This is a genomic window from Actinosynnema sp. NPDC020468, assembly GCF_040642015.1.
In the GTDB taxonomy this organism is placed as follows: Bacteria; Actinomycetota; Actinomycetes; order Mycobacteriales; family Pseudonocardiaceae; genus Actinosynnema.
In genome coordinates this window covers 172,548-198,966 of sequence record NZ_JBFAEO010000007.1, presented here as the reverse complement: position 1 = coordinate 198,966, position 26,419 = coordinate 172,548, and the positions used below count along the sequence as shown (strand labels likewise).

Annotated in this window: 22 protein-coding genes and 1 pseudogene; 11 read left to right on the top strand and 12 right to left on the bottom strand. The window is 73.9% G+C overall.

What is annotated here, in order from left to right; all coding sequences use genetic code 11:
• Positions 1-1,060 (bottom strand): type I glyceraldehyde-3-phosphate dehydrogenase (gene gap / locus AB0G50_RS08750; protein ID WP_360103921.1); only part of this gene is annotated, 1,060 nt, incomplete at its 3' end.
• Positions 1,061-1,612: 552 nt separating this feature from the next.
• Between gap and AB0G50_RS08745 the strand changes: the two genes are divergently transcribed.
• The 4 genes from AB0G50_RS08745 to AB0G50_RS08730 all read left to right on the top strand — a co-directional run bounded on the left by AB0G50_RS08745 (position 1,613) and on the right by AB0G50_RS08730 (position 5,629).
• Positions 1,613-2,782 (top strand): cytochrome P450, encoded by a 1,170-nt coding sequence (locus tag AB0G50_RS08745; RefSeq protein ID WP_360103918.1) that lies wholly within the window; start codon positions 1,613-1,615, stop codon positions 2,780-2,782.
• Positions 2,783-2,935: 153 nt separating this feature from the next.
• Positions 2,936-3,601 (top strand): class I SAM-dependent methyltransferase, encoded by a 666-nt coding sequence (locus AB0G50_RS08740; protein WP_360103933.1) that lies wholly within the window; start codon positions 2,936-2,938, stop codon positions 3,599-3,601.
• 66 nt (positions 3,602-3,667) lie between these two features.
• On the top strand, positions 3,668-3,991 hold the full coding sequence (locus AB0G50_RS08735; protein ID WP_360103916.1) for a hypothetical protein: 324 nt from the start codon (positions 3,668-3,670) through the stop codon (positions 3,989-3,991).
• A gap of 195 nt (positions 3,992-4,186) precedes the next feature.
• Positions 4,187-5,629: an MFS transporter gene (locus AB0G50_RS08730; RefSeq protein WP_360103913.1), complete on the top strand. Its 1,443-nt coding sequence runs from the start codon at positions 4,187-4,189 to the stop codon at positions 5,627-5,629.
• On the opposite strand, the gene AB0G50_RS08725 is transcribed toward AB0G50_RS08730, so the two are convergent.
• Positions 5,589-6,272: a response regulator transcription factor gene (locus AB0G50_RS08725; protein WP_360103910.1), complete on the bottom strand. Its 684-nt coding sequence runs from the start codon at positions 6,270-6,272 to the stop codon at positions 5,589-5,591. The two genes, AB0G50_RS08730 and AB0G50_RS08725, sit on opposite strands and share 41 nt — an antisense overlap.
• Complete coding sequence (locus tag AB0G50_RS08720; RefSeq protein WP_360103907.1) at positions 6,251-7,564, bottom strand: sensor domain-containing protein; 1,314 nt, start codon at positions 7,562-7,564, stop codon at positions 6,251-6,253. Before AB0G50_RS08720 ends, AB0G50_RS08725 begins: the two co-directional genes overlap by 22 nt.
• 127 nt (positions 7,565-7,691) lie before the next feature.
• Here AB0G50_RS08720 and AB0G50_RS08715 point away from each other — a divergent pair, with 127 nt between their 5' ends.
• A complete protein-coding gene (locus AB0G50_RS08715; protein WP_360103904.1) occupies positions 7,692-8,471 on the top strand; it encodes an ABC transporter ATP-binding protein in 780 nt (259 codons plus the stop codon).
• Positions 8,472-8,483: 12 nt separating this feature from the next.
• Entirely contained in the window at positions 8,484-10,415 is a 1,932-nt protein-coding gene (locus AB0G50_RS08710; RefSeq protein ID WP_360103901.1) for an FtsX-like permease family protein, read from the top strand.
• A 6-nt stretch (positions 10,416-10,421) separates the two neighbouring features.
• Here AB0G50_RS08710 and AB0G50_RS08705 read toward each other — a convergent pair whose 3' ends face one another.
• On the bottom strand, positions 10,422-10,988 hold the full coding sequence (locus AB0G50_RS08705) for a helix-turn-helix domain-containing protein (protein ID WP_360103898.1): 567 nt from the start codon (positions 10,986-10,988) through the stop codon (positions 10,422-10,424).
• Between the two features lie 70 nt (positions 10,989-11,058).
• Between AB0G50_RS08705 and AB0G50_RS08700 the strand changes: the two genes are divergently transcribed.
• On the top strand, positions 11,059-11,952 hold the full coding sequence (locus AB0G50_RS08700) for an NADP-dependent oxidoreductase (protein ID WP_360103895.1): 894 nt from the start codon (positions 11,059-11,061) through the stop codon (positions 11,950-11,952).
• Here AB0G50_RS08700 and AB0G50_RS08695 read toward each other — a convergent pair.
• Positions 11,919-13,316 carry a hypothetical protein gene (locus AB0G50_RS08695; RefSeq protein ID WP_360103892.1) on the bottom strand — a complete coding sequence of 466 codons (1,398 nt, stop codon included), beginning with the start codon at positions 13,314-13,316 and terminating at the stop codon, positions 11,919-11,921. The two genes, AB0G50_RS08700 and AB0G50_RS08695, sit on opposite strands and share 34 nt — an antisense overlap.
• A gap of 108 nt (positions 13,317-13,424) precedes the next feature.
• On the opposite strand from AB0G50_RS08695, the pseudogene AB0G50_RS08690 reads away from it, so the two are divergent.
• Positions 13,425-13,826 (top strand): annotated as a pseudogene (locus AB0G50_RS08690) (PLP-dependent lyase/thiolase); the annotation flags it as partial.
• Between the two features lie 85 nt (positions 13,827-13,911).
• A complete protein-coding gene (locus AB0G50_RS08685) occupies positions 13,912-14,379 on the top strand; it encodes a pyridoxal-phosphate dependent enzyme (protein ID WP_360103889.1) in 468 nt (155 codons plus the stop codon).
• Positions 14,380-15,131: 752 nt separating this feature from the next.
• On the opposite strand, the gene AB0G50_RS08680 is transcribed toward AB0G50_RS08685, so the two are convergent.
• From AB0G50_RS08680 to AB0G50_RS08650, 7 genes are read right to left on the bottom strand one after another with little or no spacing between them, the layout of a single operon-like run.
• Complete coding sequence (locus AB0G50_RS08680; protein ID WP_360103886.1) at positions 15,132-16,178, bottom strand: ketoacyl-ACP synthase III; 1,047 nt, start codon at positions 16,176-16,178, stop codon at positions 15,132-15,134.
• A 50-nt stretch (positions 16,179-16,228) separates the two neighbouring features.
• Positions 16,229-17,404, bottom strand: a complete 1,176-nt coding sequence (locus tag AB0G50_RS08675) for a hydroxymethylglutaryl-CoA synthase (RefSeq protein WP_360103883.1) — start codon at positions 17,402-17,404, stop codon at positions 16,229-16,231.
• Positions 17,401-18,462 (bottom strand): hypothetical protein, encoded by a 1,062-nt coding sequence (locus AB0G50_RS08670; protein ID WP_360103881.1) that lies wholly within the window; start codon positions 18,460-18,462, stop codon positions 17,401-17,403. The genes AB0G50_RS08675 and AB0G50_RS08670 overlap by 4 nt, the downstream gene beginning before the upstream one ends.
• Complete coding sequence (locus AB0G50_RS08665) at positions 18,452-20,614, bottom strand: phosphomevalonate kinase (protein WP_360103878.1); 2,163 nt, start codon at positions 20,612-20,614, stop codon at positions 18,452-18,454. The genes AB0G50_RS08670 and AB0G50_RS08665 overlap by 11 nt, the downstream gene beginning before the upstream one ends.
• On the bottom strand, positions 20,611-21,588 hold the full coding sequence (gene mvaD, locus AB0G50_RS08660) for a diphosphomevalonate decarboxylase (RefSeq protein ID WP_360103875.1): 978 nt from the start codon (positions 21,586-21,588) through the stop codon (positions 20,611-20,613). Before mvaD ends, AB0G50_RS08665 begins: the two co-directional genes overlap by 4 nt.
• On the bottom strand, positions 21,578-22,552 hold the full coding sequence (gene mvk, locus AB0G50_RS08655) for a mevalonate kinase (protein WP_360103872.1): 975 nt from the start codon (positions 22,550-22,552) through the stop codon (positions 21,578-21,580). Before mvk ends, mvaD begins: the two co-directional genes overlap by 11 nt.
• 29 nt (positions 22,553-22,581) lie before the next feature.
• Positions 22,582-23,640, bottom strand: coding sequence for a polyprenyl synthetase family protein (locus tag AB0G50_RS08650; protein WP_360103869.1), 1,059 nt, complete (start codon positions 23,638-23,640; stop codon positions 22,582-22,584).
• Positions 23,641-24,028: 388 nt separating this feature from the next.
• Here AB0G50_RS08650 and AB0G50_RS08645 point away from each other — a divergent pair, with 388 nt between their 5' ends.
• Positions 24,029-25,036 (top strand): hypothetical protein, encoded by a 1,008-nt coding sequence (locus AB0G50_RS08645; RefSeq protein ID WP_360103866.1) that lies wholly within the window; start codon positions 24,029-24,031, stop codon positions 25,034-25,036.
• 34 nt (positions 25,037-25,070) lie between these two features.
• Entirely contained in the window at positions 25,071-26,417 is a 1,347-nt protein-coding gene (gene ptlI, locus AB0G50_RS08640) for a pentalenene oxygenase (RefSeq protein ID WP_360103863.1), read from the top strand.
• The last annotated feature ends 2 nt before the right edge of the window (positions 26,418-26,419 follow it).

Below are 26,419 nucleotides of genomic sequence, written 5' to 3'. Positions count from 1 at the left end.
ATGCCGGTGAGCTTCTGGTCGCGCACCAGGGCGGCGATGTTCTCGACCAGGTTGTCCGGGTTCCGCCGACCAGCAGGGTGGTGTCGATCAGGCGGTTGGAGAAGCCCCACTCGTTGTCGTACCAGCCGAAGACGTGCACGTGGCGGCCCTCGACCACCTGCGTGAGCAGGGAGTCGAAGATGCACGACGCCGGGTCCCGGACGATGTCCGCCGACACGACCGGGTCCGCCGTGTAGCGCAGGATCCGGGAGAGGTCGCCGTCCGCCGCCTTGCGGAACAGCGCGTTGACCTCCTCGACCGTCGTGTCGCGGCCGACGCGGACGGTCAGGTCGGTCAGCGAACCGACCGGGACCGGCACGCGCACCGAGTAGCCGTCGAGCTTGCCCTGGAGGTTCGGGAGCACGAGGCCGATCGCGCTGGCGGCGTTGGTGGTGGTCGGGATGGTGCTCAGGTTGGCCGCGCGGGCGCGACGCGGGTCGGGGTGCGGGCCGTCCTGGAGGTTCTGGTCCTGCGTGTAGGCGTGGATCGTGGTCATGGTGCCGTGCTCGATGCCGAGCCCGTCGTCCAGCACCCGGGCCATCGGCGCGAGGCAGTTCGTCGTGCACGAGGCGTTCGAGACGATCGTGTGCTTCTCGTGGTCGTACAGGTCGTCGTTGACCCCGTAGACGAGCGTGACGTCCGCGTTCTTCGCGGCGGCGGAGACGACCACCTTCGAGGCGCCGGCGTCGAGGTGCGCCCGCGCCTTGGCGGCGTCGTTGAACACGCCGGTCGACTCGATGACCACGTCGACCCCGAGCCGGCCCCAGGGCAGCTGCGCCGGGTCGCGTTCGGCGAGCACCTCGACCGCGGTGTCACCGACCCGGAGCGTCGAGCCCTCCACCGAGACCTCCTGCGCCAGCGGCCCGTACACGCTGTCGTACTTCAGCAGGTTCGCCAGGGCCTGCGCGCTGGTCAGGTCGTTGACCGCGGCGACCCGGATGTCGGCGCCGGAGGTGAGCAGGGCGCGGAAGTAGCTGCGGCCGATGCGACCGAAGCCGTTGATTCCCACAGTGATGGTCATGATTCCCGTTCTGATTGTCGAGAGCCGCGCGGCACTGTCCGCGCGGGGTGTCGTGCTTCGTGGGCGGCGATGTGCTCCTCACGCGAAAGGTTATCGCCGATTACGCCGACACTGGCGTGGGCACTGCCTCGGTGGTGCGTCGGGTTCCCACGGACGAGTCCCCGAGTTCGAACAGCAGTTCAAGCGCGCCAAGGCGGTGGTGACGGTGGTCGGAGTTCGCCTCGACGGCAGGCCACAGTGGGCTGATCACGCCATTGTGGAGTTTCCCCGGAGTTGATTTACCCCAATTTCGAGAGGTTAGTGGGGGGTGCTTCGGGTGTCAACCGAGAGTGACGAGCCGATCACCGGCGACCGCCGCGGCGCGCGACCGGACCGGCGGTCCGCGCACCCGGTGGAGCGGGACCGGATCGGGCTACGACGGTCGGGTGACGTGCGTGGACGCGGCGCCGGCACCTGGCTAGCGTCGATGTCGAGTGCCGCTCGGATGTGAGAACTTTCTTGTGCCGCAAGGTTTTCGGCGTTGGGGAACGCTGCGAGGCGGGGGGCCGCTCGATGGGGGTCGGTGATCGGCGACGGTTCCGGGACGATCCGCAGGGCTACCTCGGTGAGCTGCGCCGGGCGCGCCCGGCCGGGGTGATCCCGTTGCCCTGGGGTGGTTGGTGCGTCGGTGACGCGGACCTGGCGCACCGGTTGCTGCGCGATCGCGAGTTCAACTCCGACCGGTCCGGGTTCTTCGGCGAACTGCTGCCCACCCGGGCGGCGCAGGTCGAGGTCGGACGGGCGGTCCGGGACTTCCTGCGGGCGCGATTACCGGACTACCGCGCCGCCCTGGCGGCGGCGGTGGCCGAGTTCCCGGAGGTCACGCGGTGGCCCGACGCCGCGACCTCCCTGGTGCACCGCTGCCTGCGCGACCTCCTGCTGCACCCCGCAACGCCCGACGCGACGCGGCGTTCGGCGGACCGGGCGGTGCACGGTGGCGTGGTGTTCCGCGCGCCGCGGGCGTGGCAGCGGGCTCGGGGCGAGGTGGTGCGGGCCCGGTTGCTCTCGGCGGTGGGCGGTGAGGTCGCGCGTCGTCGTGGGCACTCCGGCGAACCGCGCGACGTGCTCGACGTCGTGTCGAGAGCGGTGCTCGACGCCTGCCCGGAGCACGCGGGCGAGCGCGTCGTGGCCGAGGTGCACCTGACGATGTTCCGGTCGATCGTGGCGCCGGTCGCCTCGTCGCTGGCCTGGGCGGTGTTGTTGGCCTGCCTGCACCACCCCGAGGGGACGCGGTGGCCGTGGCCGGTCGCCGACGTGGTGCGCGAGGCGATGCGGCACCGGCCCATGGTGTGGATGGTCGGCCGCACGGTGCCGCGGCCCACCGAGTTCGGCGGCACCGCGTTCCGGCCGGGCGACCTGCTCTCGGTGAGCCCGTACCTGCTGCACCACGACGAGCGGCACTGGGCCGACGCCGAGGAGTTCCGGCCCGAGCGGTGGGCCTCGCCGGGTGGGCGGGGTCCCTACATCCCTTACGGGGCAGGGCCTTTCACCTGTCCCGGCGCCTCGGTGGCGGACGTGCTGATCACGGACGCGCTGACCGCCCTCGTGACCGGCGCGCGCCTCACCGTCTCCGGGGGTGACGCGCGCGCGGTCATGGTCGAGGGCGCCGTGCCGCGACACTTCGCGCTCCGCCGCCTGCCCGAGCCCGACGGGACCTCACCGAGGGGAGGAGGAGAACCATGAGCGCGATGCTGCGACGCGTGTTCGGCAAGAAGCCGGCCGGCCGGTGGATCTGGCCGTAGGCGGTGAGTTCTCGACCCGGTGCGCCCGGACGGTCCGTTCCGGCGCACCGGGTCGAGGTCCGGTGTCTTCTCCGAGGAGGTGGGCGTGGCGAGCATGGGGCAGACGACGACCGGGCCGGGTCCGATCGCGCCGGACGGCAGCCCGGTGCGGGTGTTCGCGTCGGCGCCGGTCGGGGAGGAGCCCGCGATCGTGCACGGCGCGATTCCCGACGGCGCGTCGATTCTGGAACTGGGGTGCGGCGCGGGTCGGGTCACGCACGAGCTGCTGGCGCTGGGGCACGCGGTGCTCGCGGTGGACGAGTCGCCGGAGATGCTCGACCACGTCCGGGCCGAGGTCCGGTGCGCGCGGATCGAGGAACTCCGGCTCGAGCGGCGGTTCGACGCGGTGCTGCTGGGGTCCTTCCTGCTCAACTCGGCCGACGCGGACCTGCGCCTGCGGTTCCTGCGCACCTGCCGGTTCCACGTGCGGGCGGGAGGCGCGGTGCTGGTCCAGCGCACCGTGCCGGGGCAGTTGCTGGCCCTGGGTCGCGCCGAGGGCGACCGGCCACCGCCGCTGCGGGACGTCCGGCACGTGCGGGCGGACCTGGTGGAGGCGACCATCGACTACCGGGTGGACGACGAGGTGTGGACGCAGCGCATCGTGAACCACGAGCTGGACGACGCGGACCTGGTGGCCTGCCTGGGCGAGGCGGACCTGGAACTCGACGCGTTCCTGACCGACGACCGGAACTGGGTCCGCGCCCGACCCCGCTCGGCTTGACGCCGCGGTGCCGGCGGACCATGGGGTGTGGCCGGACGTCGTAGCTCGTTCCTCGTGGGTGACCGGGTGCGTCGGGTCGCGAACCCCGACCGCGAGCGGATCGAGGCGGCGGTGCTGTCGTTGGCCCGCGGCGGTCACCTGGTGCTGTCGGTCGACGAGGACCGGTACGTGCAGGTGTGGCTGCGGGAGGACGGGCTCTACCAGCTCGAACACCGGGCCGGTTCGCCCGGCGAGCACTACCGGACGCTGACCGTGTCGGCGGAGAAGGTCTACACCGCGTTCGGCGGGTGGTCGCGCGGTGAGGACGGCTGGGACGCGCCGTTCACCTGGCAGTCGATCGGCGCGTGGTTCACCGCCGAAGGTGACCAGGGGGCGGGCACGTCGGTGTGAACGTCGGCGGGGGTCGCGGCCGGCGGGTGTAGCATTCGGACCACCGGAAGGAAAAACGGGTGGTCGTCGCGGTCGGCTTCGGTCGGCGGGTGCGGGCCGCTCGCGCGTACGCGGTCTCGGACGAGTCGCCACTTCTTCGTCGTGGAGGAGTGCGTGGTGGAAGTCCGTCGTGGGGTTGTCGGCGCAGGTGTCCCGGTGTCCCCGCCGCCCCGGTCGCTGCGGGAAGCGTGGGTGGCGTTGGCCGGGTTGTCGGCCGTGTTCCTGTTCGAGATGCTCGACAACTCCGTCCTCACCGTCGCGTTGCCGACGATCGGGCGTGAGCTGTCCGCGTCGGCGGCCGCCTTGCAGTGGGTCACGGGTGCCTACGCGGTCGTGTTCGGCGGGTTGATGCTCGGGTTCGGCGCGGTGGCCGACCGGGTCGGGCGGCGTCGGGTCATGGTGGTGGGGTTGGTGCTGCTCGGCGTGGCCGGCGCCGGGACCGCGTTCGTCGGCACGGTGGGGCAGTTGATCGCGGTGCGGGTGGTGATGGGTGTCGCGGCGGCGATGACCGCGCCCGGCGCGCTCGCGTTGGCGTTCCGGTTGTTCGACGACGACGGGCTCCGGGTGCGGGCCGCGGCGGTGATCTCGACGGTCGGGTTGGTCGGGTTGGCGGTCGGGCCCGTGGCGGGCGGGTTCGTGCTGGCGTTCGTGCCGTGGCAGGTGTTGCTGGTGGTGAACGTGCCGGTCGCGGCGGTGGCGCTGCTCGGGATTCGGCGCGGTGTGCCGGCCGATCGGGCGGAGGAGTTGCGGCGGGAGCCGGTCGACTGGCCGGGCGCGGTGCTCGGCACGGCCGCGATCGTGCTCGCGCTGCTCGCGCCGACCCTGTTCGTGGACGCGGGTGTCGCGGCGGTCGCGCCGTGGCTGACGGCGGGCGCGGCGGTGGTGGCCGGGGCGCTGTTCGTCGTCCGGGAGCGCGCGGCCCGGTACCCGCTGCTCGACCTGCGGTCGGTCGCGCGGCCGCTGGTGTCGAGCGGGTTGGCGTTCAAGGGCGCGGCCGGGCTGGCCACCGCCGGGCTCGGGTACCTCGTGACGGTGCAGTTCCAGCTCGACTGGGGGTGGACGCCCGGGCAGGCGGCGTTGGGGATGCTGCCCCAGGTCGTCGTGCTCGTCGCGGGCGGCGCGCTGATCGGACCGCTCGTCGGACGGGTCGGGCTGGACCGGGCCGGGTGGCTCGGCGCGGTCGCGGTGGTGTGCGGGCTCGCCGCGTACGGGGCGCTGGGGCGCTTCGGGTACGGGTGGGTGGTGGTGGCGCTGGTGCTGGTGGCGGCCGGGATGCGGGTCGTGGGCGTGGTGGCCGGCACGAACGTGATGCGCGGGTTGCCCGCCGATCGCACCACCGTCGGCGCGGCGCTCGTGGACACCGCGGGCGAGGTCGCGACCGGGATCGGGATCGCGGTCGCCGGGACGATCGTCGCGGCGTTGTCCACCGGTCAGGTCGTCGCGTCGGGGTGGAGCGCCGCGCAGACGGCCGCGTTCCGCGACGCCGTCACGTGGGCCGGTTCGGTGCTCGCGGTGGTGGCGGGGGCGTTGGTGGGGTGGGGGATCGCCCGGGCCCGGGTCACCGGTGGTGCGGGGGAGTCCCGTCCCGCAGGTAGGTGAGGGTGGCGAGGACACGGCGGTTGCGGTCCTCGGTGGGCGGGAAGCCCAGTTTCGCGAAGATGTTGCCCACGTGCTTGGTCACCGCGGCCTCGGAGATGACCAGGCGGTCGGCGAGGGCGGCGTTGGAGTAGCCCTCGGCCACCAGGGACAGCACCTCGCGTTCGCGGTGGGACAGCGCCGCCAGCGGGGAGGTGCCGCGCCTGAGCAGTTTCCGCACCACCTGCGGGTCCACCACCGTCTCGCCGGAGGCCACCCGGTGCAGCGCGGTGACGAACTCGTGGATGTCGCCGACGCGGTCCTTCAGCAGGTAGCCGACCCCGGTGCCGTCGCCGGAGTCCAGCAGCGCGTCGGCGTAGCCCGTCTCCACGAACTGGCTCAGCGCCACCACGCGCCGGGTCGGGTGGTCCCGGCGGAGTCGGACCGCGGCGCGCAGGCCCTCGTCGGTGAAGCCCGGTGGCATCCGGATGTCGGTGACGACCAGGTCCGGGTCGTGGTCGGCGACCGCCCGGAGCAACGCCTCCGCGTCGCCCACCGCCGCCACGACCTGGAAGCCGAACCGCTCCAGCAGGGCGGCCAGGCCTTCCCGCAGCAGCGCGCTGTCCTCGGCCAGGACGACGCGGATCAGGGAATTTCGGGCCTGCACGGCAACTCCGCTCGCACGGTGGTGGGTCCGCCGGGCGGACTGGACAGGGACAGGGTGCCGCCCAGGGCCGCGGCGCGGTCGGCGAGACCGGTCAGGCCGGTGCCCCGGTCCGCGTCCGCGCCGCCCCGGCCGTCGTCGGTGACCTCGACCGTCAGCACGTCGCGCCGGATCGCCGCGGTCACCCGGATCTCCCGGGCGCCGCTGTACTTCGTCGCGTTGCCCAGCGCCTCGGCGACCACGAAGTACGCCGCGCCCTCCACCGCGCCGGACGGCCGGCGCGGCAGCGCGCAGTCCACCGTCACCGTCACCGGCGACCGGTCCGCGAGCTCGCGCAGCGCGGCGGGCAGACCCAGGTCCGTCAACGCCTGCGGGTGGACGCCGTGGATGAACTCGCGCAGCTCGGTCAGCAGCTGCCTGGCCTGGTCGTGCGCGCCCGCCACGAGCTCCGCGCCGGGCGCGCCCGGCGGTATCTCCAGCTTCGCCAGGCCCAGGTGCAGGATCAGGCTCACCACGCGTTGCTGCGCGCCGTCGTGCAGGTCCCGCTCGATCCGCCGCCGTTCCGCCTCGAACGCGGTCACCAGGCGTTCGCGGGACCGGGCGACCTCCACCAGCTCGGTGCGCAGCCGTTCGTCCGGACCCCGGGAGAGCAACGCCCTCGCGGCCGCCGCGTGCAGCCCGGCCAGCCCGGCGACCAGGTACGCCGTCACGGGCAGCAGCGCCACGCCCAGGAGCGCGTACGGCAGCGCCTCGGCGACCGTGTCCGCCTGGCCGAGCCCGAGCGCGAGGGACCGGCCGGGCGCGACCACCAGCGGGCTGACGATCAGCGAGACCACCATCGTCAGCGTCAGGGCGACGACCGCGCTCGGCAGCGCGGCCAGCGCCACCACGACCAGGTAGGCGGGCTGCCGCCAGACCCCCGGCGCGGTGTAGTGCCGGCGCAGCCGACCGCCGGCACCGGTCGGGAGGGGCGGCGCCGGGGCGGGGTGGACCAGCCGCAGGCGCAGCAGTTCCAGCCGCGCCACCGGCACGGCGACCAGCGGACCGCCCAGCGCGATCAGCAGCAGGCCGGCCAGGCTCACCAGCACCACCTCGCCCGGCGCGACCGGGTCCGCGCCCCGCAGCCGGAGGACCAGGTACACCCAGGGCAGTCCCAGCACGGCGACCAGCGCGCCGGCCGGCACCGACACCACCGGTGTGCTCAGCACGTACCACAGTCCGCGCCACGGCCACCCGGTCAGCAGGAACCGGCGCAGTGCCAACGATTCCCCGATGGTGCGCGGTTGTGCCCCCACGGGGACAACCGTAGCCAACACCGGTCGGGGGTAGAGGAACCTCCACCCCGGGAACGGCGGGTGGACACCGTGACACCGGCCCGCGGCGCGCGGTTGGCTTGACCGGTGGCGAACGACGGGGGATGGCATGTCAAGGGATCAGCACCGCGCCGCCGGTGTCCGCAGCGGCACGCCGTTCGCGGCGCGGTCGGCCGTGGAACTGCGCCGGGTCACCCGGGTCTTCGGGTCCGGGAACGCCGGGGTGGCCGCGCTCGACGACGTGAGCCTGAGCTGCCCGACCGGCAGCTGGACCGCGATCATGGGCCCGTCGGGTTCCGGGAAGTCGACCCTGCTGCACTGCGCCGCCGGGTTGGACCGGGTCACCCGGGGGCAGGTGCTGTTGGCGGGCAACGACATCACCGCGGCGCCGGACGACGTGCTCACCGCGTTGCGGCGGCACACCATCGGGTTCGTGTTCCAGGGCTTCAACCTGATCGGCTCGCTGACCGCGGAGCAGAACGTCGCGTTCCCGGCGAAGCTGGCCGGCGCGCGGGTGTCCCGGGACGAGGTGCGCCGGGTCCTGGCCGGCGTCGGGCTCGCCGACCGCGCGCGTCACCGGCCCCGCGAGCTGTCCGGCGGTCAGCAGCAGCGGGTCGCCCTCGCCCGGGCGATGCTCTCCCGGCCCGCCGTGCTGTTCGCCGACGAGCCGACCGGCGCGCTCGACTCCGGCTCGGCCAGGACCGTCCTGGAGTTGTTGCGCACCATGGTGACGGCCGCGGGGCAGAGCGTCGTGATGGTGACGCACGACCCCGCCGTCGCGGCCCGTGCCGACGCGGTCGTCTTCCTGGCCGACGGCCGGATCGTGGACCGGGTGGACGCGCCGACCGTCCGCGACGTCGCCGAGCGCCTCGCGCGGTGGGAGGGCTGAGCGGTGTTCCTGATGTCCTTCGGCACGTTCCGCGAGCGGTGGGAGCTGTTCGTCGGCGCCATCCTCAGCGTGGCCGTCGGCGCGGCCCTCGTGCAGGCGTCGACGCTGGTGCTGGTGGCGACCGGCAGTCCGCGGATCCCGCCGGGGCTGTCCCGGAAGGCCGAGGACGGTGTCCGCGAGGGGTTCGTCGGCGCGGCGACCGTGATGGGCATGACCGCGTTCCTCGCCGTGTTCCTCGCGGTCTTCGTCGTCGGGTCCACGTTCGCCTTCACCGTCGCCCAGCGCCGCCGCGACCTCGCCCTGCTGCGGCTCACCGGCGGCAGTCGCGGCCAGGTGCGGGTGCTGCTGCTGTCCGAGTCGCTGCTGCTCGGGGTGGTGGGGTCGGCGGTGGGCGTGCCGCTCGGGGTGGTCGCCAAGTACGCGCACACCCGGCTGCTGGTCGGGATCGGGTTGCTGCCGGAGGGTTTCCACGCTCCGTGGCGGCTGTGGGCGGTGGTCGTCGCCGCGGTCGTCGGTGTCGGCGTGGCGTTGGCCGGCGTGTTCACCGCGTCGCTGCGGGCGGCGCGGATCCGGCCGCTGGAGGCGTTGCGGGAGACGGGCGCGGCCGCCCGGGTGATGACCGCGTCGCGGTGGCTGGTCGGCTTGTCGTTCGCGGCCTGCACGATCGCGATGGTGGTGTGGGCGCGGGGCGCCAACCTGATCGGCGCGATGATGGCGGCACTGGGCATCTCGCTGTGCGGCGCGGTGGCGATGAGCCTGCTGAGCCCGTTGGTGGTGCCGTTCACGGCCTGGTTGTGCGGAGTTCTGGCACCCACCGGGACGCTCGTCGGCCTGGCGGTGGCCGAGTTGCGCGACGGGGTGCGGCGCAGTGCCGCCACCGCCTCGCCGTTGATCGTGCTGGTGTCGTTGCTGCTCGGCCTGGCGGGCACGTTCGGCTCGCTCGCCGCGGCGGGCGGCGAGGAGGCGCAGCGGTCCGTGGATGCCCAGCTCGTGGTGGACTCCACCGGCGAGGAGGCGGAGCGGTTGGCCGGTGTCGAGGGCGTGGCGGTCGCCTCCCGGCAGAACGCGGTGGACGTCACGATCACCGTGGAGACGACCCGGGGCGGCCGGGTGACCACCAGGGACTACTACGCCGGGATCGTCGCGGTGGACGCGGTCGACTACGCGCGCACGCACGTGGTGACGCCGTCGTTCGGCAGCCTGGAGGCGCTCACCGGCGACGCGGTGATCACCGGGCCCGCCCGGCACGCCGACCGGATCGAGGCGGGTCGGGTGCTCGCGGTCGACGCCGGCGGTCGGTCGTCGCGGCTCACCGTGGTCGGCGGGCTGCCGGAAACCCTGGAGACGGGTGACAGCTTCCTCGTGCCGCGTCGGGCGTTGCCCCGGGAGGTGTGGGCGGGCGCGCCGACCGAGACGGTCGTGCGGGTCGCGCCGGGGCAGGACCCGGACGTGGTCGCCGAGCGGATCGGGCGGGCGGGGTTCGACCGGGTGCGGACGGTGGCGGACTGGGCCGTGGCGCGCGCGGAGACCGCCCAGGACGGCAACGTGAAGATCCTGACCGTGCTGATGGGGCTCGCCGGGTTGTACGCGCTGATGGCCGTGGTGAACGCGGTGGTCGTCGCCGGCACCGAGCGCCGGCGCGCGTTCGCGGTGGCCAGGGTGACCGGGTTGACCCGGGCCCAGGTGGTGCGCACGGCGGTGGTCGAGGCCGTCGCGGTGGCGGTCGTCGGCGTGGGGTGCGGGTGCGTGGTGGCGGGCGCCGGGTTGATCGGCATCGGCGGCGCGGTGCGGCGGGCGATCGGGGTGACGGTGGTGGCCGTGCCGTGGACGCTGCTGGTGGTCGTCGCGCTCGGCTCGGTGGTCGTCGTGGCGGTGACGAGCGCGATCACGGCGGTGGTCGCGACGAGGCGGCCGCCCGTGTCGCTGGTCGCGGCGCGGGAGTGAGCCCGGTCAGCCCGTGACCGCCCAGGCGGCCTCGATCATCCGGAAGATCTCGTCCACCGCGGCGTCCGGGTCGGCGGCCTCGCGGGCCAGCGCGTAGGCGTCGATGGCGAACCGCGCGATCGTGCGGCAGGCGAGGGCGCTCTGCGGCAGTGCGGCGGCGAGGGCCGTCGCCAGGGACTCCGCGTGCCGCAGCCGCATCGACTCCTCGTACTCGCGCAGGGCGGGCGTGGCCTCGATCATCCGCCACACGGGTGCGGTGCGGTCCGCCGCGCAGTGCCGCACCAGGGCGTGGATCTCGTGGCGCAGCAAGGGGATGAGCGGCTCGCTCGACGCGCGGGAGGTGACCGCCTCGACGAGGCGGCGCTCGAAGTCCCGGTCCTGCTCGAACACCAGCGCCTCCTTCGAGGCGAAGTGGGCGAACAGCGTCGTGACGGCCACGTCGGCCTCGGCGGCCACGTCGCGGATCCCCACCGCGTCGTAGCCGCGCTCGAGGAACAGCCGCAGCGCGGTGTCGGCGATCTTCTGGCGGGTCGCGGCCTTCTTGCGCTCGCGACGGCCGGTCGGCGCGGTCACCCGCTGATGCTATCAGGTGCGAATGTGGCACTGTTTCAAAAGGCTAACCGTTAGTGCTACGGTCGGCCGCATGAGGATGGTGAGCTTCGCCGAGTTCGGCGGTCCGGACGTGCTGCGGCTGGTGGACGCCCCGGAGCCGCACGCGGGACCCGGTCGGGTGCGGATCGCGGTGCGGGCGGCGGGGGTCAACCCCGTCGACTGGAGGGTGCGCGAGGGGCAGGTGCTGGGCGCGCACCCCGTGTCGTTGCCCTCCGGGGTCGGGTTGGACGCGGCCGGGGTGGTGGACGAGGTCGGCGCGGGCGTCGAGGGGGTGCGGGTCGGCGACCGGGTGTTCGGCGAGGGCGTCGACACCTACGCCGAGTCCGCCGTGCTGTCGGCGTGGGCGCCGATGCCCGAGGGGCTGGGTTTCGCGGAGGCGGCCGGGTACCCGTCGGTGGTGGAGACCGCGGTGCGGGTCCTCGGGCAGGTCGGGGTGCGGCCGGGGGAGACGGTGCTGGTCAGCGGTGCGGCCGGGGGAGTCGGGTCGGCGGTGGTGCAGATCGCCCGTGATCGCGGCGTCGCGGTGATCGGCACGGCCGGCGCGGCGAACCAGGACTACCTGCGCGGTCTGGGCGCGCTCGCCACCACCTACGGCGACGGGTGGGTCGAGCGGGTCCGGCGGCTCGGGAGGGTCGACGCGGCGCTGGACCTGGCCGGGTCGGGGGTGATCCCGGAACTGGTCGGGTTGACCGGTGACCCGGCGAGGGTGGTGTCCATCGCGGACCTGGGCGCGCCGGAGTTCGGCGTCCGGTTCTCCGGGGTGGCCGGGAGCGTGCCGGACGCGTTGGCCGAGGCCGTTCGGCTGATCTCACTGGGCAGGTTGCACATCCCGGTCGAGAAGGCGTACCCGCTCGCCGAGGCCGCGCGGGCGCACGCCGACAGCCGCGCCGGTCACACCCGCGGGCGTCGGGTGCTGCTGGTCTGAGCGGTCATCCGCGCCAGGAAGTCGACCCACGGCCGGTCGGGGAAGCGCTTGCGCACCCGGTCGAGGTTGGCCCGGGCGTCGTCCCGGGCCCGGTGGTCGCCCGCGCGGAGGGCGGCCATCCGGGCGGCGAGGACGACGCCCGCGTCGTGGGCGCGGCGCGGGTCCACCGACACGTGCGCGAAGTCCGGGCCGAAGTGCTCGGCGAACGCGTCGTACGGCGTGACGGCGCACGGGATGCCCGCGAGCGCCGCCAGCGCCGGACCGAGTCCGACCGTTTCCACGTCGGTCCGGCTCGGCGTGAACAGCACGGCGCCGCCGGTGTCGCGGGCCAGGCGCAGCAGGTCGATCTCGTCCGGCCGCCACGTGCCGGACTCGTCGGTGTGGCTGGAGATCGGGACCCCACCGAGGAAGGTGACCGCGTCCGCGACGTGGTGGTCGGCCACCGCGCGTGCCACCACCTCGGCGTAGTCCGGGTCCTCGTCCGGGCTGCCGAACACCAGCAGCGCCGGGTCGGGGGCGCCGGTGCGCGCGCACTCCGCCCGCAGGCCGGCGAACACCTCGACCGCGATCTCCACGCCCTTGACCGGGAACACCCGGACCGGCACCAGCACCACCGGTCGGCCCTCGAGGTCGTGGTGGCGCAGGAACTCCCGGTGCGCCTGCTCCAGGGGACCGTCGGGCACCACGGGCAGCACGTTGGTCAGCACCTCCGGGCGCAGCGGGGTCGGGTAGTCGCGCGTCTCCCGCTCCTGGAGCGCGGACACCACCGCCCACCGGTCCGCGGGCGACGTGCCGGGCAGCGGGGTGAACTCGTTGGGGCGCGGGGGGTACACGCGGGCGCCGTGCTCGTGGATCGCGCACGTGCCGAAGAGGTCGTGGTCCCAGTACAGGACGCCGCCCGGCCGGCCGCCGGACCAGTGCCGCGCGGCGGCCCGGTGCAGCGCCAGGGTGACCGGTGGCGCGTCGGACAGCGTCAGGTTGATCGCCACGGCCCAGTCGACGTCGTCCTCCGCGAACCAGCGGGCGAAGTGCTCCTCGTAGGGCTCGGCGAGCTCCTCGATCCGCTGCCGCAGCGCGGCGCGTTCGGCCGGGTCCGACCGGTCGGCGCGGGCCACCTCGACCCGCAGGTCGCCCCACTCCTTCGTCAGCACCGGCACGTCGTCGCGCACCCGCAGCCAGTCCGGGTAGCGGGCGTCGCGCGGTCCTCGCGGGAAGAACGCCGGCTTGTCCGGGCGCCACGAGTAGCCGAGGTCGGCGCCCACCGGGAAGTCGATCGCGCCCGCCGCCCGGTCCACCACGTTGCGGAAGACGGTCAGCAACCCGCTCACCGGCAACCCGTCCCCGCTGATCAACGCCCACCGCATCGAACGACCCCCTCGGCTCGGTCCGCCCGGGTTCCACGTCGACACCGCGTCGAATCGCGGATCGTCGAGGGGGCTTCGGTTTTCCCGGCGGCGGGTACGGTGCCCGGCATGTTCGGGACTCGGCTCGACCTCGATCGGATCCGGGCGGCTCGGCGGGTGGTCGACCCGGTGTTCCTCGACACGCCGCTGTACCGGTGCGAGGCGTTGGGACGTCGGCTCGGGTGCGCGGTGAGCGTGAAGCTGGAGACGGCGAACCCGGTGCGCAGCTTCAAGGCCCGCGGCACCGAGGTGGTGGTGGCCGGGTCGGCCGGTGCCGCCGTGGTGTGCGCGAGCGCGGGCAACCTCGGGCAGGCGCTGGGGTGGTCGGGCAGGCGGCGCGGTGTCGCGGTGACCGTGGTGGCCTCGCGGTGGGCGCCGGCGGTCAAACTCGACCGGATCCGGGCGCTGGGCGTGGAGTTGGAGTTGGTGGACGGCGACATCGAGGTGGCGCGGGAGCGGGCGGCGGACCTGGCGGCGCGGCGCGGGATCCGGCTGGTCGAGGACAGCCTGGACCTGGAGACGGTGGAGGGCGCGGGGGACGATCGGCCTCGAACTGGTGGACTCCGGGTCGTCGTTCGACACCGTGCTGATCGCGTTGGGCGGCGGCGCGATGGCGACCGGGGTGGGCGGGGTGCTGAAGGCGTCGACGCCGTCGGTCGAGGTGGTCTGCGTGCAACCGGCGGGCGCGCCCGCGATGACCCGCTCGTGGCACGAGCGCCGGGTGGTCACCACCGGGCCGACCGACACCATCGCGGACGGCGTCGCCGGCCGCCACCCCATCCCGGAGGTGCTGAACGATCTCCTGGTCGTGGCCGACGACGCGGTCCTGGTCCGCGAGTCCTCGATCGTGGAGGGCGTCCGGCTGCTCCTGGAGCACACCGGGCTGGTGGTCGAACCCTCGGCGGCCCTGGGCGTGGCCGCCGTGCTGGAGGACCCGCAGCGCTTCGCCGACCGCCACGTCGTGACGATCGTGTGCGGCGGCAACGTCGACCTGGACGCCTACCGCCGGTGGGTTTTCGGCTAGCGGGTGCCGGCCGTGATCAGGTTCCTGACCTCGGGTGTCCCGTCCACGCCGAGGACGACGGTGCTCGCTGACGGGCGAGGGGGCTTCCCGGAGCGCGTCGACCACGCCCAGCGCCATGTCGTCGCCGGTGCGGAACACGGCCGAGCCGAGGTAGCCGACGCAGTCGGTGAACACCACCGGCAACGCCGACTCGGAGCAGAACTCGACCAGGTGTGGGCGCAACCGGTGCGGTTCGGTCGGGGAGACGAACCCGCCCACGTAGCCGTTCCGGGTGGTCAGGATCCTGCGGAGGTCGTGGGTGTGCGCGGCGGCGGCGTGTTCGCGGTCGGGCACCTTCAGCACCAGGTCGGCGACCCGGCGCTTCTCGTTGAACGCCGACGTGACGAGGAACGCCTGTTGGGCGGTCGCGCCTCGCGCCCGTCCGCACGGGTACCGGCCGCGCCGCGGCTCCGCCGCCCGCGACGATCACGACGCCCGACTGTACGGCCCCGCCGCAGAACCAGCGCGGCGCGGCGGTGGTGACCCGCGGTACCGCCGGCCCGTGGTGGACCTCGACGGTGACCGTCGCGTCGCGCCCCGCCTGCACCACCGTCGCCGAGGACGCGGCGTCACCCCGTTGAGCCGCGCGTGCCGTCTCCCCCTTGCCGACCGACGTCGGGGTGCAGACGCAGGCATGGCCGACTCCGGGTATTCCGATCAGGCACTGGTGCGGCCAACCCCGGATGGCCTTCGCGGGCGGTCCGTCGCGGCGGTCACGGTGTGGTCCGGCTGCTCGCGGCGAGGGCCGGTTCGGGTGGGTGGGTGGTGTGGGTCGGGGTCCAGGAGAGCAGGGACGAGCCGACCGACATGCCGCCGCCGAAACCGCACAGGAGGACCAGGTCGTGTTCGGCCAGGAGGCCCTCGCGGTTGGCCAGGTCCAGGGTGATGGGTATCGAGGCGGCGCCGGTGTTGCCGTGGTGTTCGACGGTCAGGTGGCACGTCGCGTTCGGCAGGCCCAGGGTGGGCCAGACCTCGCCCAGCAGCACGCCGTTCGCCTGGTGCGGCACGAAGTGGCGGATGTCCTCCGGGCGCACCGACGCGCTGTGCAGCAACGCGTCGACCTCCCGGGCGAGGCTGTCCTCCACGAACCGGCGGACGCCGCGGCCGTCCATCCGGAAGTGGTGGCTCCCCTCGGCCAGGGTGGCCGCGGAGGTCGGGAGTCGGCTGCCGCCGGCGGGCACGCCGATCAGCTCGTGCTGGTCGCCGCGGGTGGTGAGGCGCGTGTCCAGCAGGCCCTGGCCCTCCGGGACCGGACCGAGCACCACCGCGCCCGCGCCGTCGCCGAACAGGATCGCCGTGCGGCGGTCCGAGTAGTCCAGGATGCGGGAGTAGATGTCCGCGCCGATCACCAGCGCGTGCCGGTCGGGCCGGTCCCGGAGCAGCCCGCTCGCGACCGTGAGGGCGAAGACGAAGCCGCTGCACACCGAGTTCACGTCGAACGCCGCCGCGTTCGTCGCGCCGATCAGGTGTTGCACGATCCCGGCCGTCGCGGGTTGCGGGTGGTCCGGTGTCGAGGTCGCCACCACGACGTAGGACAGCCGGTCGGGCTCGATGCCGGCCTGGGCCAGGGCGGCCCGCGCGGCCTGCGCCGCCAGGTCCGACGTCGCCTCGTGCGGCGCCGCGCGGCGGCGGGACCGGATTCCGGTCTTCCGGGTGATCCACTCGTCGGTGACACCGGCCGCCGCGCCGATCTCGTGGTTGCCCACCGCGGTGGGCGGCAGGTGGCTCCCGGTCCCGACGACACCGATGGGTCGGCGCATGAGCGGCCTTTCTGGGGGTGGGTGGCCTCGTCGGTGAGGCGGACGGGGGTTCAGCGGCGTTCGTAGACGCGCTTGTGCCCGGACAGGGCCGCGAGGCGGTAGTCGCCGGTGGTCTGGCGCGGCAGCGGGTGGTGCCCGCCGTCGACGGGAAGCGCGTGGGCCTGGAGTTCGCGGTACGCGGCGAAGTCGATCGGCCGCCGCCGTTCCACCGCCCGGCGGTGCTCCTCGGTGCGCAGGTGCTCCCGGTAGCCGGGCACCGCGGTCACGCCGAAGAACTCGGCCACGCTGCCCGAGCCGTAGCTGGCGATCGCGATCGCCTCGCCGTCCAGGTCGTCCGCGTGGTCGAGCAGCGACGCGAGCGCCAGGTACACCGACGCGGTGTAGGAGTTGCCGACGACCTCGTTGTACGCGGTGGTCAGGGCGAGCATCGCCGCGATCCGGTCCTCGTCGACGACGTTCCCGGTGAAGCCCAGCAGGTGCCGGTGCGCCTTGTGCGCCATCTTGGTGAACGGCTGGTGGTAGCAGAACGCGCGGAAGTCGCCCAGCGGACGGCCGCCCTGCTCGGTGTAGTCCTTCCACACGCCCTCGAGCGCCTGGAGGTAGGCCGTGACCGACTCCCGACCGGCGACCAGGGCCGTGCTGCGGTAGTTGGGGCGCCAGAAGTCCATGACGTCCACAGTGGACAGTCCGGACGGCTCCTCGACCCGCAGCAGCACGGGGTCCGCGCCGACGAGCATCGCGACCGCGGCGGCGCCCTGGGTGGCCTCGCCCGGGCTGTCCGGGTCGTACCGGGACACGTCGGTGGCGATCACCAGGACGAGCTGGCCCGGGTTGCGGTGGACCAGCCCGAGGGCGAACTGCACCGCCGCCGTCGCCGAGTAGCAGGCCTGCTTCAGCTCGACCACCCGGGCCGCGGGGGACAGGCCCAGCAGCGAGTGGACGTAGACGCCCGCGGCCTTCGACTGGTCGATCGAGGTCTCGGTGGCCAGCACCACCGTGCGGATCCGGTCGGCGCCCCAGCGGGCGACCAGCGGCGCGGCGGCCGACGCCGCCATGGTCACGATGTCCTCGTCCGCGGCGGCGATGCTCATCGACCGCTGGCCGAGCCCCACGTGGTACTTGGCGGGGTCGGCGCCGGTGTGCCCGGCCAGTTCCAGGTGCGGCAGCACGAACTCCGTCGTGGCGAACGACAGGTCGTGGATCCCGACCGCCAATCCGGTGCTCACGTCTCTTGTCCGATCTTCTCGACGGGGCGCTCCAGGTGCAGGTGCGCGCGCATCAGCTCGCCGGGGTTGGTCTGCGCGGCCAGGAGCGAGAGTTCGCCGCACAGCACGGTCGCGGCGGCGATCACGGCCAGCCGGCGCGCGTTCGCGCCGGGTTCCCGCTCGGCCCGGCAGCCCAGGCGGGTCAGGTTGGTCTCCACGAACGGGAGACCCTTGCCGTTGCCCACCGTCCCGACGATCAGGTTCGGGATGGTGCAGGAGAAGTAGAGGTCGCCGTCCCGGTCCTCCGCGACGGTCACGCCCTGCGAGCCCTCCACGATGTTGGCCGCGTCCTGGCCGGTCGCCAGGTAGAACCCGAGCAGCATGTTCGCGTAGTGCGCGTTCGCCGAGCGGATGCCGCCCGCGAGCAGGGTGCCGATGAGGTTCTTGCGCACGTTCAGCTGGGCGATCCGGCCGGCGGTCGTGTGCAGCCGGTCGCGCACGACGTCGCGCGGCACGACCAGCTCGGTGATCACGTTCTTGCCCCGGCCGAGGATGCCGTTGATCGCGGTGGCCTTCTTGTCGGTGCAGTAGTTCGCCGAGATCGAGCCGTAGGAGATGCCCGGCAGGGTTTCCAGGATGTGGGTCAGCAGCAGGTCGGACGCCAGCGTCGCCATGTTGTGGCCCGAGGCGTCGCCGGTGGTGAACTCGAACCGCAGGAACAGCAGGTTGGCGGTGATCTCGTGGCGGATCGCGACCAGGTCGGCGAACCGGCTGTTCGCCCGCACGATGTCGCGCAACTGCGCGAACCGGGCGTCGACCTGCCGCGCGGTGGCGTGCGCGGTCGCCGCGTCGAGCGCCTCCACCAGCACCGACCGGGTCATCCGCTCGTCCACCAGGGTCGCGACGATGCCGTCGGGCGCCAGCATGGAGATCCGCGCGCCGCGCCGCACCGAGGGCCACAGCGGCGACTCGTAGGTGGCGAGCGGCACCTCCGTCTCGGTGTTCGCGACGTTGCCGGTGATGCGCAGCGGGCCCACCCACCGCATCGGGACGCCGGCGATCGCGTACTCATCGGTCATGGAGGGTCTCCTGTTCGGGTGCGGTGGCACGGGTGCGGGTGGCGGACCCGCGGAGGTCGACGCCCCGGTCCGCGCAGAACTCGCGCAGCGCGCCGCGGATCAGCACGTCGCACCCGGCGAGCTCGGCGGGCGTCCGCGCGCCGAGGGCGGTCATCAGCGCCGCGATCTGGTCGAGCCACCCGGAGATCCGCGCGATCAACGCGTCCGGGCCGCCGTCGAGCACCGTCTTGAGGAACGTGCCGGACGCGCCGACCGCGCTCGCGCCCAGGGCCAGCCCGCGCACCACGTCGAGCGGGTGCCGCACGCCGCCGGACGCGAGCAGCGGCAACCCGACGTCGCGCGCGTCGAGCAGGCACGCGGGCGCGGACTGGCCCCAGCCGTCGAGGTAGGCGTACTCGCGGTGCTCCCGCCTGCTGTTCTCGATGCGGGCGAAGTCCGTGCCGCCGCGACCGCCGACGTCGGCCACCCGCACGCCGAGCTTCACCAGCGTCACGACGGTGTCCCGGCTCAGCCCGAAGCCGACCTCCTTGACGATCACCGGCACGTCGAGGCCCGCGGCGATCTCCTCGATCCGCGGCGCCCACGCCGAGAACGACCGGTCGCCCTCGGGCATCACGGTCTCCTGGACCGCGTTCAGGTGGATCTGGAGCGCGTCGGCCCGCAGCAGGTCGACCGCGCGCTTGGCCTGCTCGACGGTCGCGTTGGCGTTGACGTTGGCCATCACGAACCCGTCCGGGTTCTGCTCGCGCAGCACGGCGAACGTGCCCGCGGTGGCCGGGTCCTTGAAGTAGGCGCTCATCGAGCCGCTCGCGATCGGCACGCCGGTTTCCCGGGCGGCGATGGCCAGGTCCCGGTTGATGTCACCGGTTTTGGCGCTGCCGCCGGTCATCGCGTTGATGTAGAGCGGAACCCGCCAGTGCAGGTCGGCGAACCGGGTGTCGAGCGAGACGTCCGCCCGGTCGACGCCGCCGAGCGCGTGGTGCACGAACGCGATGTCGTCGAACTCGTTGCGGTCGTGGGGGCGGTGGTGCTCCAGGGCGAGCCGGACGTGGTCGTCCTTGCGGTCGGAGATCACGGTGGTGGTCCTCTCGGGTGCCGGGATGCGGACGGGCAGCGGGGAGATCCCCGCCGCGCGCCAGTGTTCGCGCAGCCGGTCGACGGTGGTCGCGGCGGGTTCGACAAGGGCGATGCCGCAGTCGCCGCCGCCCGCGCCCGAGGGTTTGCCCGCGCCGCCGACGGCCTCCGCCGCGTCGCAGAGCGCGGTCAGCCCGTCGGTGAAGATCCCGAGGCCGGCCGTGTCGTCGGCCTCCGCGAGCAGTCGGCGGGCCCCGCGGATCTCCGCCAGCAGGGCCGGGTCGTCCCCGCGTTCCAACGCCTCCACCGCCGCCGTGACGCATTCGCCGCTGCGCCGGACGAACTCCCGGTACGCCGGGCCCGCCCGCCAGTTGCGCACGGCGTCGCCCGCGACCAGGCGCGCGGTGGACGCGGGCCGGCGGGTCCAGCCGACCTCGAGCGCGAGCCCGCGCGGCGCGGGCAGCGGGCGCACCTCGAACCCCGGCCACGGCGCGCGCAGCGCCTCGCCGACCCCGACCCGGCGGGCCAGCGACAGGACCGCGGTCCGGTCCGGCGCCCGGTAGGAGATCCACCCGCCCCAGGTGCTCGCCGCGAGGTCGCCGCCCGAGGCGCGGGGGTCGAGCCTCGCCGTCGCGAGCAGCGCCAACCGGAACCGCTCGGCGACCGGCAGGGTGACCCCGCAGTGCGCGAGCACGGCCTCGATCGTCGCCACCGTCACCGCGCCGCTCGACCCGAGGCCGAACTTGACGCCGTCCTCGTGCAGGTCGCTGGCGATCTCCAGGCGGATCCGGGGCAGCGGCAGGCCCCACTCGGTCAGCAGCGCGTCCACCGCCTCGATCGCGGACACCACCGGCGGCGGTCCGTCGCCCGCGGCCAGACCCGCGCCGTCGCGGGACAGCCGCACCTCGCCCGCCGCGAGGTCCGAGGCGATCACCACGTCCTCGGCGGCCGGTGTCGCGGTGACGGTGATCCCCCGGTCGACCGCGACCAGGATCGCGGGCGACCCGGGGTGCAGCACGGCGTACTCGCCGGCGACGAACAGCTTCCCCGGCGCGCGCCGGACGACCGGCGGCGTCACCGGTCCGCCACCAGTCGGGCCGCGGGTCCGATGCCCGCCACCACCGTCGTGCCGTGCGGCGCGACGGCCTCGGCGACCCGCTCCGCGTCGGCGGGCGCGCAGAGGATCTTGACGTTGGGGCCGGCGTCCATGGTCGCGTACGCCGCCACGCCCGCGCGCCGCAGTTCCAGCACGGCGTCGAGCACGGCGACGGTCGCGGGCGACAGGTACCGCACGGCCGGGCGCGCGGCGAGCATCGTGGCGTGCATGCCCAGCGCGTTGCGCTCGGCGATCTCGCCCACGGCCTCGAGGTCGCCGCGGGACACGGCGGCCCGCATCTCCTCGAGATCGGCCGCCGCCGAGTCGACCCAGGGCCGGTAGAGCGGCGAGGTCTCCACCGTGCGGCGCATGGCCTCCCGGCTGGAGACGGTCTTGTGGCCGGTGTCGACCATCGCGATCACCATGGCCGGCGCGAACCCGGTCGAGGGCAGCGGCTCGGCGTGGGAACTCGCGTCGTCGTGACCCGCGTGCCACAGCGCGAACCCGCCGAAGACCGACCGCGACGCCGACCCGGAGCCGCGCCTGGCCAGCCGGGACAGCGCGGTCGCGTCCAGGTCGAGGCCGTAGGCGGTGGACGCGGCCAGCGCGAGCGCGGCGAACCCGCTCGAGGACGAGGCGAGCCCGGCGCCGGTGGGCACCGTGTTCCGGCTCCGCACCACGGCTTTCCCGGTTCGGCCCGCGCGCTCGCGGACCAGGTCGAGGAACGCGACGACGCGGCGGCGCGGCTCGCCGGTCACCGCCACGTCGTCCAGCGTCACCAGGTCCTCGTCGGCGGGGGAGGAGAGGTCGACGGTGGTCGTCGTGGAGAACACGTCCAGGGTCATCGACAGGCTCCCGGTCCACGGCAGCACGAGCTCCGCGTCCCGCTTGCCCCAGTACTTGACCAGCGCGATGTTGGCGTGCGCGACCGCGGTCGCGGCCAGGTCAGCGGCCATCGCCCGCACCTCCCGACACCGGCACCGCCCAGGTGCGCACCGCGCCCGCCGCCAGCAGGGCGGTGGCCAGCTCGTGCGCCCGGTCCGGCTCGTCGGTCAGCGCGACCAGGCACCCGCCGAGCCCGCCGCCGCTGAGCTTCGCGCCGAGCCCGCCCGCGTCGAGCGCCGCCTCGACCATCCCGTCGATCGGCTCGGTGCTCAGGCCGAGGTCGCGCAGCAGCCCGTGGCACCGGGTCAGCCGCGCGCCGAGGCCCGCCGCGTCACCGGAGGCGAGGTCCCGCACGGCGTCGCGGGTCAGCTCGGACACCGCGGCCACGAACGCCTCGCGGGCGCCCGGCCGGCGCTCGAAACCGGCGCGCACCAGGTCGACCGCAGCCTTGGTGCGGCCTTCCGTGCCGCTGTCCGCGATGACGAACACGCCGCGGAACCCGATGTCGGCGGGTCGCGCGACGCCGTCGTGGAAGACGATCGGGACCGGTGAGCCGGTGGCGGCCGCGTCGATCCCGCTCGCCCGGCCGTGCGCGACGTGCTCGGCGGTCTGCACCAGGTCGTACACCCGCGCGGGGGTCACCTCGCGACCCAGCAGGTCGGCCAGGGCGAGCACGGCGGCCCGCGCGCAGGCCGCGCTCGAGCCCAGGCCCCGACCGACCGGGATCGCCGAGTCGATCAGCACCCGGGTGCGCCCGCCGTCGACGCCGCCGAGCGCGGCCGCCGCCTGCCGCAGGCCGTCGCCGGGGTAGGGCGCGGGTCCGGCCGGTCCGGTCACCAGGAACGTCACGTCGCCGGGGTCGGCGGACCGGGTGGCGCGCGCCGTCGCGGTCAGCCCCGGCACGGGCAGCGCGAGCGCGGGCGAGCCGTACAGGACGGCGTGCTCGCCGAGCAGGATCGCCTTCGCGTGGGCACTTCCGACACCGGACGAGGCGGTCGCGACCGCCGGGTCCGGGAGCACTCGGGGTGGGGTCACCGTCGCCTCCGCGCGAACCGTGGGTGTCATCAGTGGTCGCGCCTGGCCGAGAGCCGGAGCAACCCGGCCAGGTCGGCGGCGGCGTCCGGCCGGGCGCCCGCCTCGCGCAGGCCCGCCAGCGCCTGCTCGACGCGGCGGGCGGCCTCGTCCCGGGCCCACGCCACCCCGCCCGCCTCCTCCACGAGCACCAGCGCGCGCTCGACGTCGGCGTGCTCCCACGGCTCGGTCCGGGCGTACAGCGCGGCCAGCTCGCGACCGGCGTCGGTGTCGCTGGTCAGCGCCGCCACCACGGGCAGGCTCTTCTTGCGCGTCCACAGGTCGTTGTTCGCCGGTTTGCCGGTGCGCCGCGGGTCGCCGCGCAGGCCCAGCAGGTCGTCGGCCAGCTGGAAGGCCAGACCCAGGTGGGTGCCGAACTGCCGCAGCAGCCGGACCTGCTCGGGGCTGCCGCCCGCCAGCAGCGCGCCGAGCCCGCACGCGCAGGCCATCAGGGCGGCGGTCTTCTTGTCCGCCATCGCGGCGCACTCCTCCAGCGCGACCTCGCCGCGCACCTCGAAGGACACGTCCAGCGACTGGCCCTCGATCAGCTCCTGCACGGCCTCGTTGAGCATCGTGACGGCGGCCGGCGCGACCGCCGTGGCGTCGTCGGTCAGCACCTGGTTGGCCAGCGCGAGCAGCGCGTCACCGGCGAGGATCGCGGCGGGCACGCCGAACACCTTCCACACCGTCTCGCGGTGCCGGCGCAGCGCGTCGTTGTCCATGACGTCGTCATGCACCAGCGAGAAGTTGTGCACCAGTTCGACGGCGACGGCGGCGCGCAGCACGGCGCCGTCGGTCCGGGGCTCCAGCGCCGGGTCGGTCACCGCGGCGGCCGCGAGCAGCACCAGCGCGGGCCGCATCGCCTTGCCGGACCACGGGTCGCCGGGCACCGGCAGGCCGTCCCGGTCCCGCCACCCGAAGTGGTAGTCGGTGACCAGTCGCATGGTGGGCGGAAGGGAGTCGACCGCGCCGCGGAGGACCGGCTTGATCCGGGACCGGGCGTCGTCGAGGACGGCCGGCGTATCACGCTCGCGCAGCAATGGCGTGTTCACACACTTCTCCACTGGGTAGACGCAACGGCGATCGGTCCGCAATTCGAAATGGGTGTCGCCGACGCTAGCAGCGGACCCGCGCCGACGACCCAACTCCAGTTGCCCGTACCGGCCCGGGCCGAATTTGGTAGGCCGAACGCCCCAGCGGTGGAGGCGCGTTGATGCACTCTTCCCTGGGCCACACCGCATTTTCGGCAGGGCATTCGGGTGGCGTTGCCGCCGAATCGGCCGAAAGCGCCGGCTGTGAGTTGGGTCATACTGCGGTCGCGGAAAAACCGTCACTACACTCGGTTCCGTTCGCGGCCTTTCGCGACTTCGCCGTTTCGGCACACGACTGCACTCGCCGAAAATTCCGAAATTTCCACCTCGGGAGATCTGGAGACCGCACGTGCCGCAGGACATCGAATTCCACATCCCGTTCCCGGCGCGCCGGAGCCCGGACGCGGACCGCGCCGTCGCCGACCACCTCGCCTGGCCGCGGGCGCTCGACATGATCACCACGGACGAGGCCGCGCGCCGGCACGCCAAGGGCAACTACGCGGACCTGGCGACCTACTTCTACCCGGCCGCGACCGGGCCGGACCTCGACCTCGGCGTCGACCTGATGAGCTGGTTCTTCCTCTACGACGACCTGTTCGACGGCCCGGCGGGCAAGGACCCGGTCGAGGCCGCCCGGCTCGTCGCCGCCGTCACCGCGGTGTTCGACGGACCGGAAGACCCTTCCGCACCACTGATTTCCCGCGGTCTGGCCGACGTCTGGCGGCGCACCGTCGAGGGCATGTCGGCCGACTACCGGGACCGCGCGGCCCGGCACTGGCGCGACTACCTCACCGGGTACGTCGACGAGGCGGCCGGTCGCGACGGCGCCGAGGTGGTCGACTCCCGCCGGTACCTGGCGATCCGGCGCCGGACGATCGGGGTGCTGCCGACCGTCGACATGGCGGAGCGGACCAGCCACTGCGAGGTGCCGGCACGGGTCTACGAGACCGCGGTCATGTCCGCGATGCTCCAGATCGCGATCGACGTCAACGTGTTGTTCAACGACATCGCGTCGTTGGAGAAAGAACTCGCGGTGGGCGATCCGAACAACCTGGTGCTGATCCTGATGCGCGAACGAGACTGGACCAGGGAACGCAGCATCGCCCACATGCAGAACGAGGTCCGCACCCGAGTGGACCAGTTCCTGCTGCTGGAAACCGTGCTGCCCGGCCTGTACGACGCGCTCGACCTCGACGCGGCCGAGCGGGACCGGACCGACCGGTTCCGGACCGACGGCCTGCGCACCGTCATCCGCGGCTCGCAGGACTGGCACGGCAGTTCCGGCCGTTATGACGCGGAGTTCGCCGTTTCGGTCGGCCGGCAGGCGTTCCTGGAAGACCTCGGTATCCGTTCCTAGTCCCCTCACGCATTTTCCGGAAGGTGGCGTACCGATGCCAACTCAGACTTTCGTCGCGGGCACGGCTCCCGGGTCCCTGCCGGTGGTCGGGCACGCGTGGCAGCTCATGCGCCGCCCGCTGGAGTTCCTGTCGTCGCTCTCCGAGCACGGCGACCTGGTCGAGATCCGCCTCGGCCCGACCTCCGCGTACGTGCCCTGCCACCCCGACGTGCTGCGCGAGGTGCTGGTCAACGACAGCGTCTACGACAAGGGCGGCGCGTTCTACGACCGGGCCAGGGAGATCGCGGGCAACGGGCTGGTCACCTGCCCGCACCTCGACCACCGCCGGCAGCGGCGGCTCATGCAGTCGGCGTTCCAGCGCTCGCAGCTGGAGCGGTACGCGCCGGCCATGCAGGCCGAGATCGAGGCGACGACCTCGGGGTGGCGGGACGGCGCCGTGGTGGAGTCCTTCCCCCAGCTGTTCGGCATGGCCTTGCGCACCGTGGCGCGCACCCTCTACTCGGTGCCGGTGGAGGACGACCTGGTGCACCGGGTGGAGCACGCGTTCGAGGAGGTGCTGAGCCTGCTGTTCCGGCAGATGTTCCTGCCGGCGGTGGTGCGCAGGCTGCCGACGCCGGGCAACCGCCGCTACCGCGCGAACCTGGACTTCCTGCACGACACCGTGCAGAACCTGATCACCGAGTACCGCGGTGACGGCGAGGACCACCACGACCTGCTGTCGGCCCTGATGTCCTCCCGCGAGGAGGACGGCGCGGGCTTGTCCGACCAGGAGATCCACGACCAGGTCATCACGATCATGGCCGCCGGCACGGAGACCGTGGCCGCGACGCTCACCTGGGTGTTCCACCTCCTCTCGCGCAACCCGGACGTGGAGAAGCGGCTGTACGAGGAGATCGACACCGTGCTGGGCGGTCGGGCGCCGGAGTGGGAGGACCTGGCCCGGCTGGAGCTGACCGACCGGATCGTCACCGAGGCGCTGCGGCTGTACCCGCCCGCCTGGTTGTTCACCCGGCGGATCGCGGTCGACACGGAACTGGCCGGCCGGACGCTGAAGGCGGGCTCGACGGTGGTGTTCAGCCCGTCCGCGGTGCAGCGCTACCCCGGCGTGTTCCCGCACGAGGACGACTTCGACCCGGACCGCTGGCTGCCGGACCGGACGACGAACCTGGCGCGGCGGGCGTTCGTGGCGTTCGGCACGGGCGCGCGCAAGTGCATCGGCGACATCTACGCCCGCACCGAGTGCGCGCTCGCCCTGGCCACGATCCTGAGCCGGTGGCGGGTCGAGGTCGAGCCCGGCGCCGACGTGCGGCCGGTCATGCTGGCCACCGTCTACCACCCGAGGAAGCTCGCGCTGCGGCTGACCGCGCGGGCGAAGGGCTGACC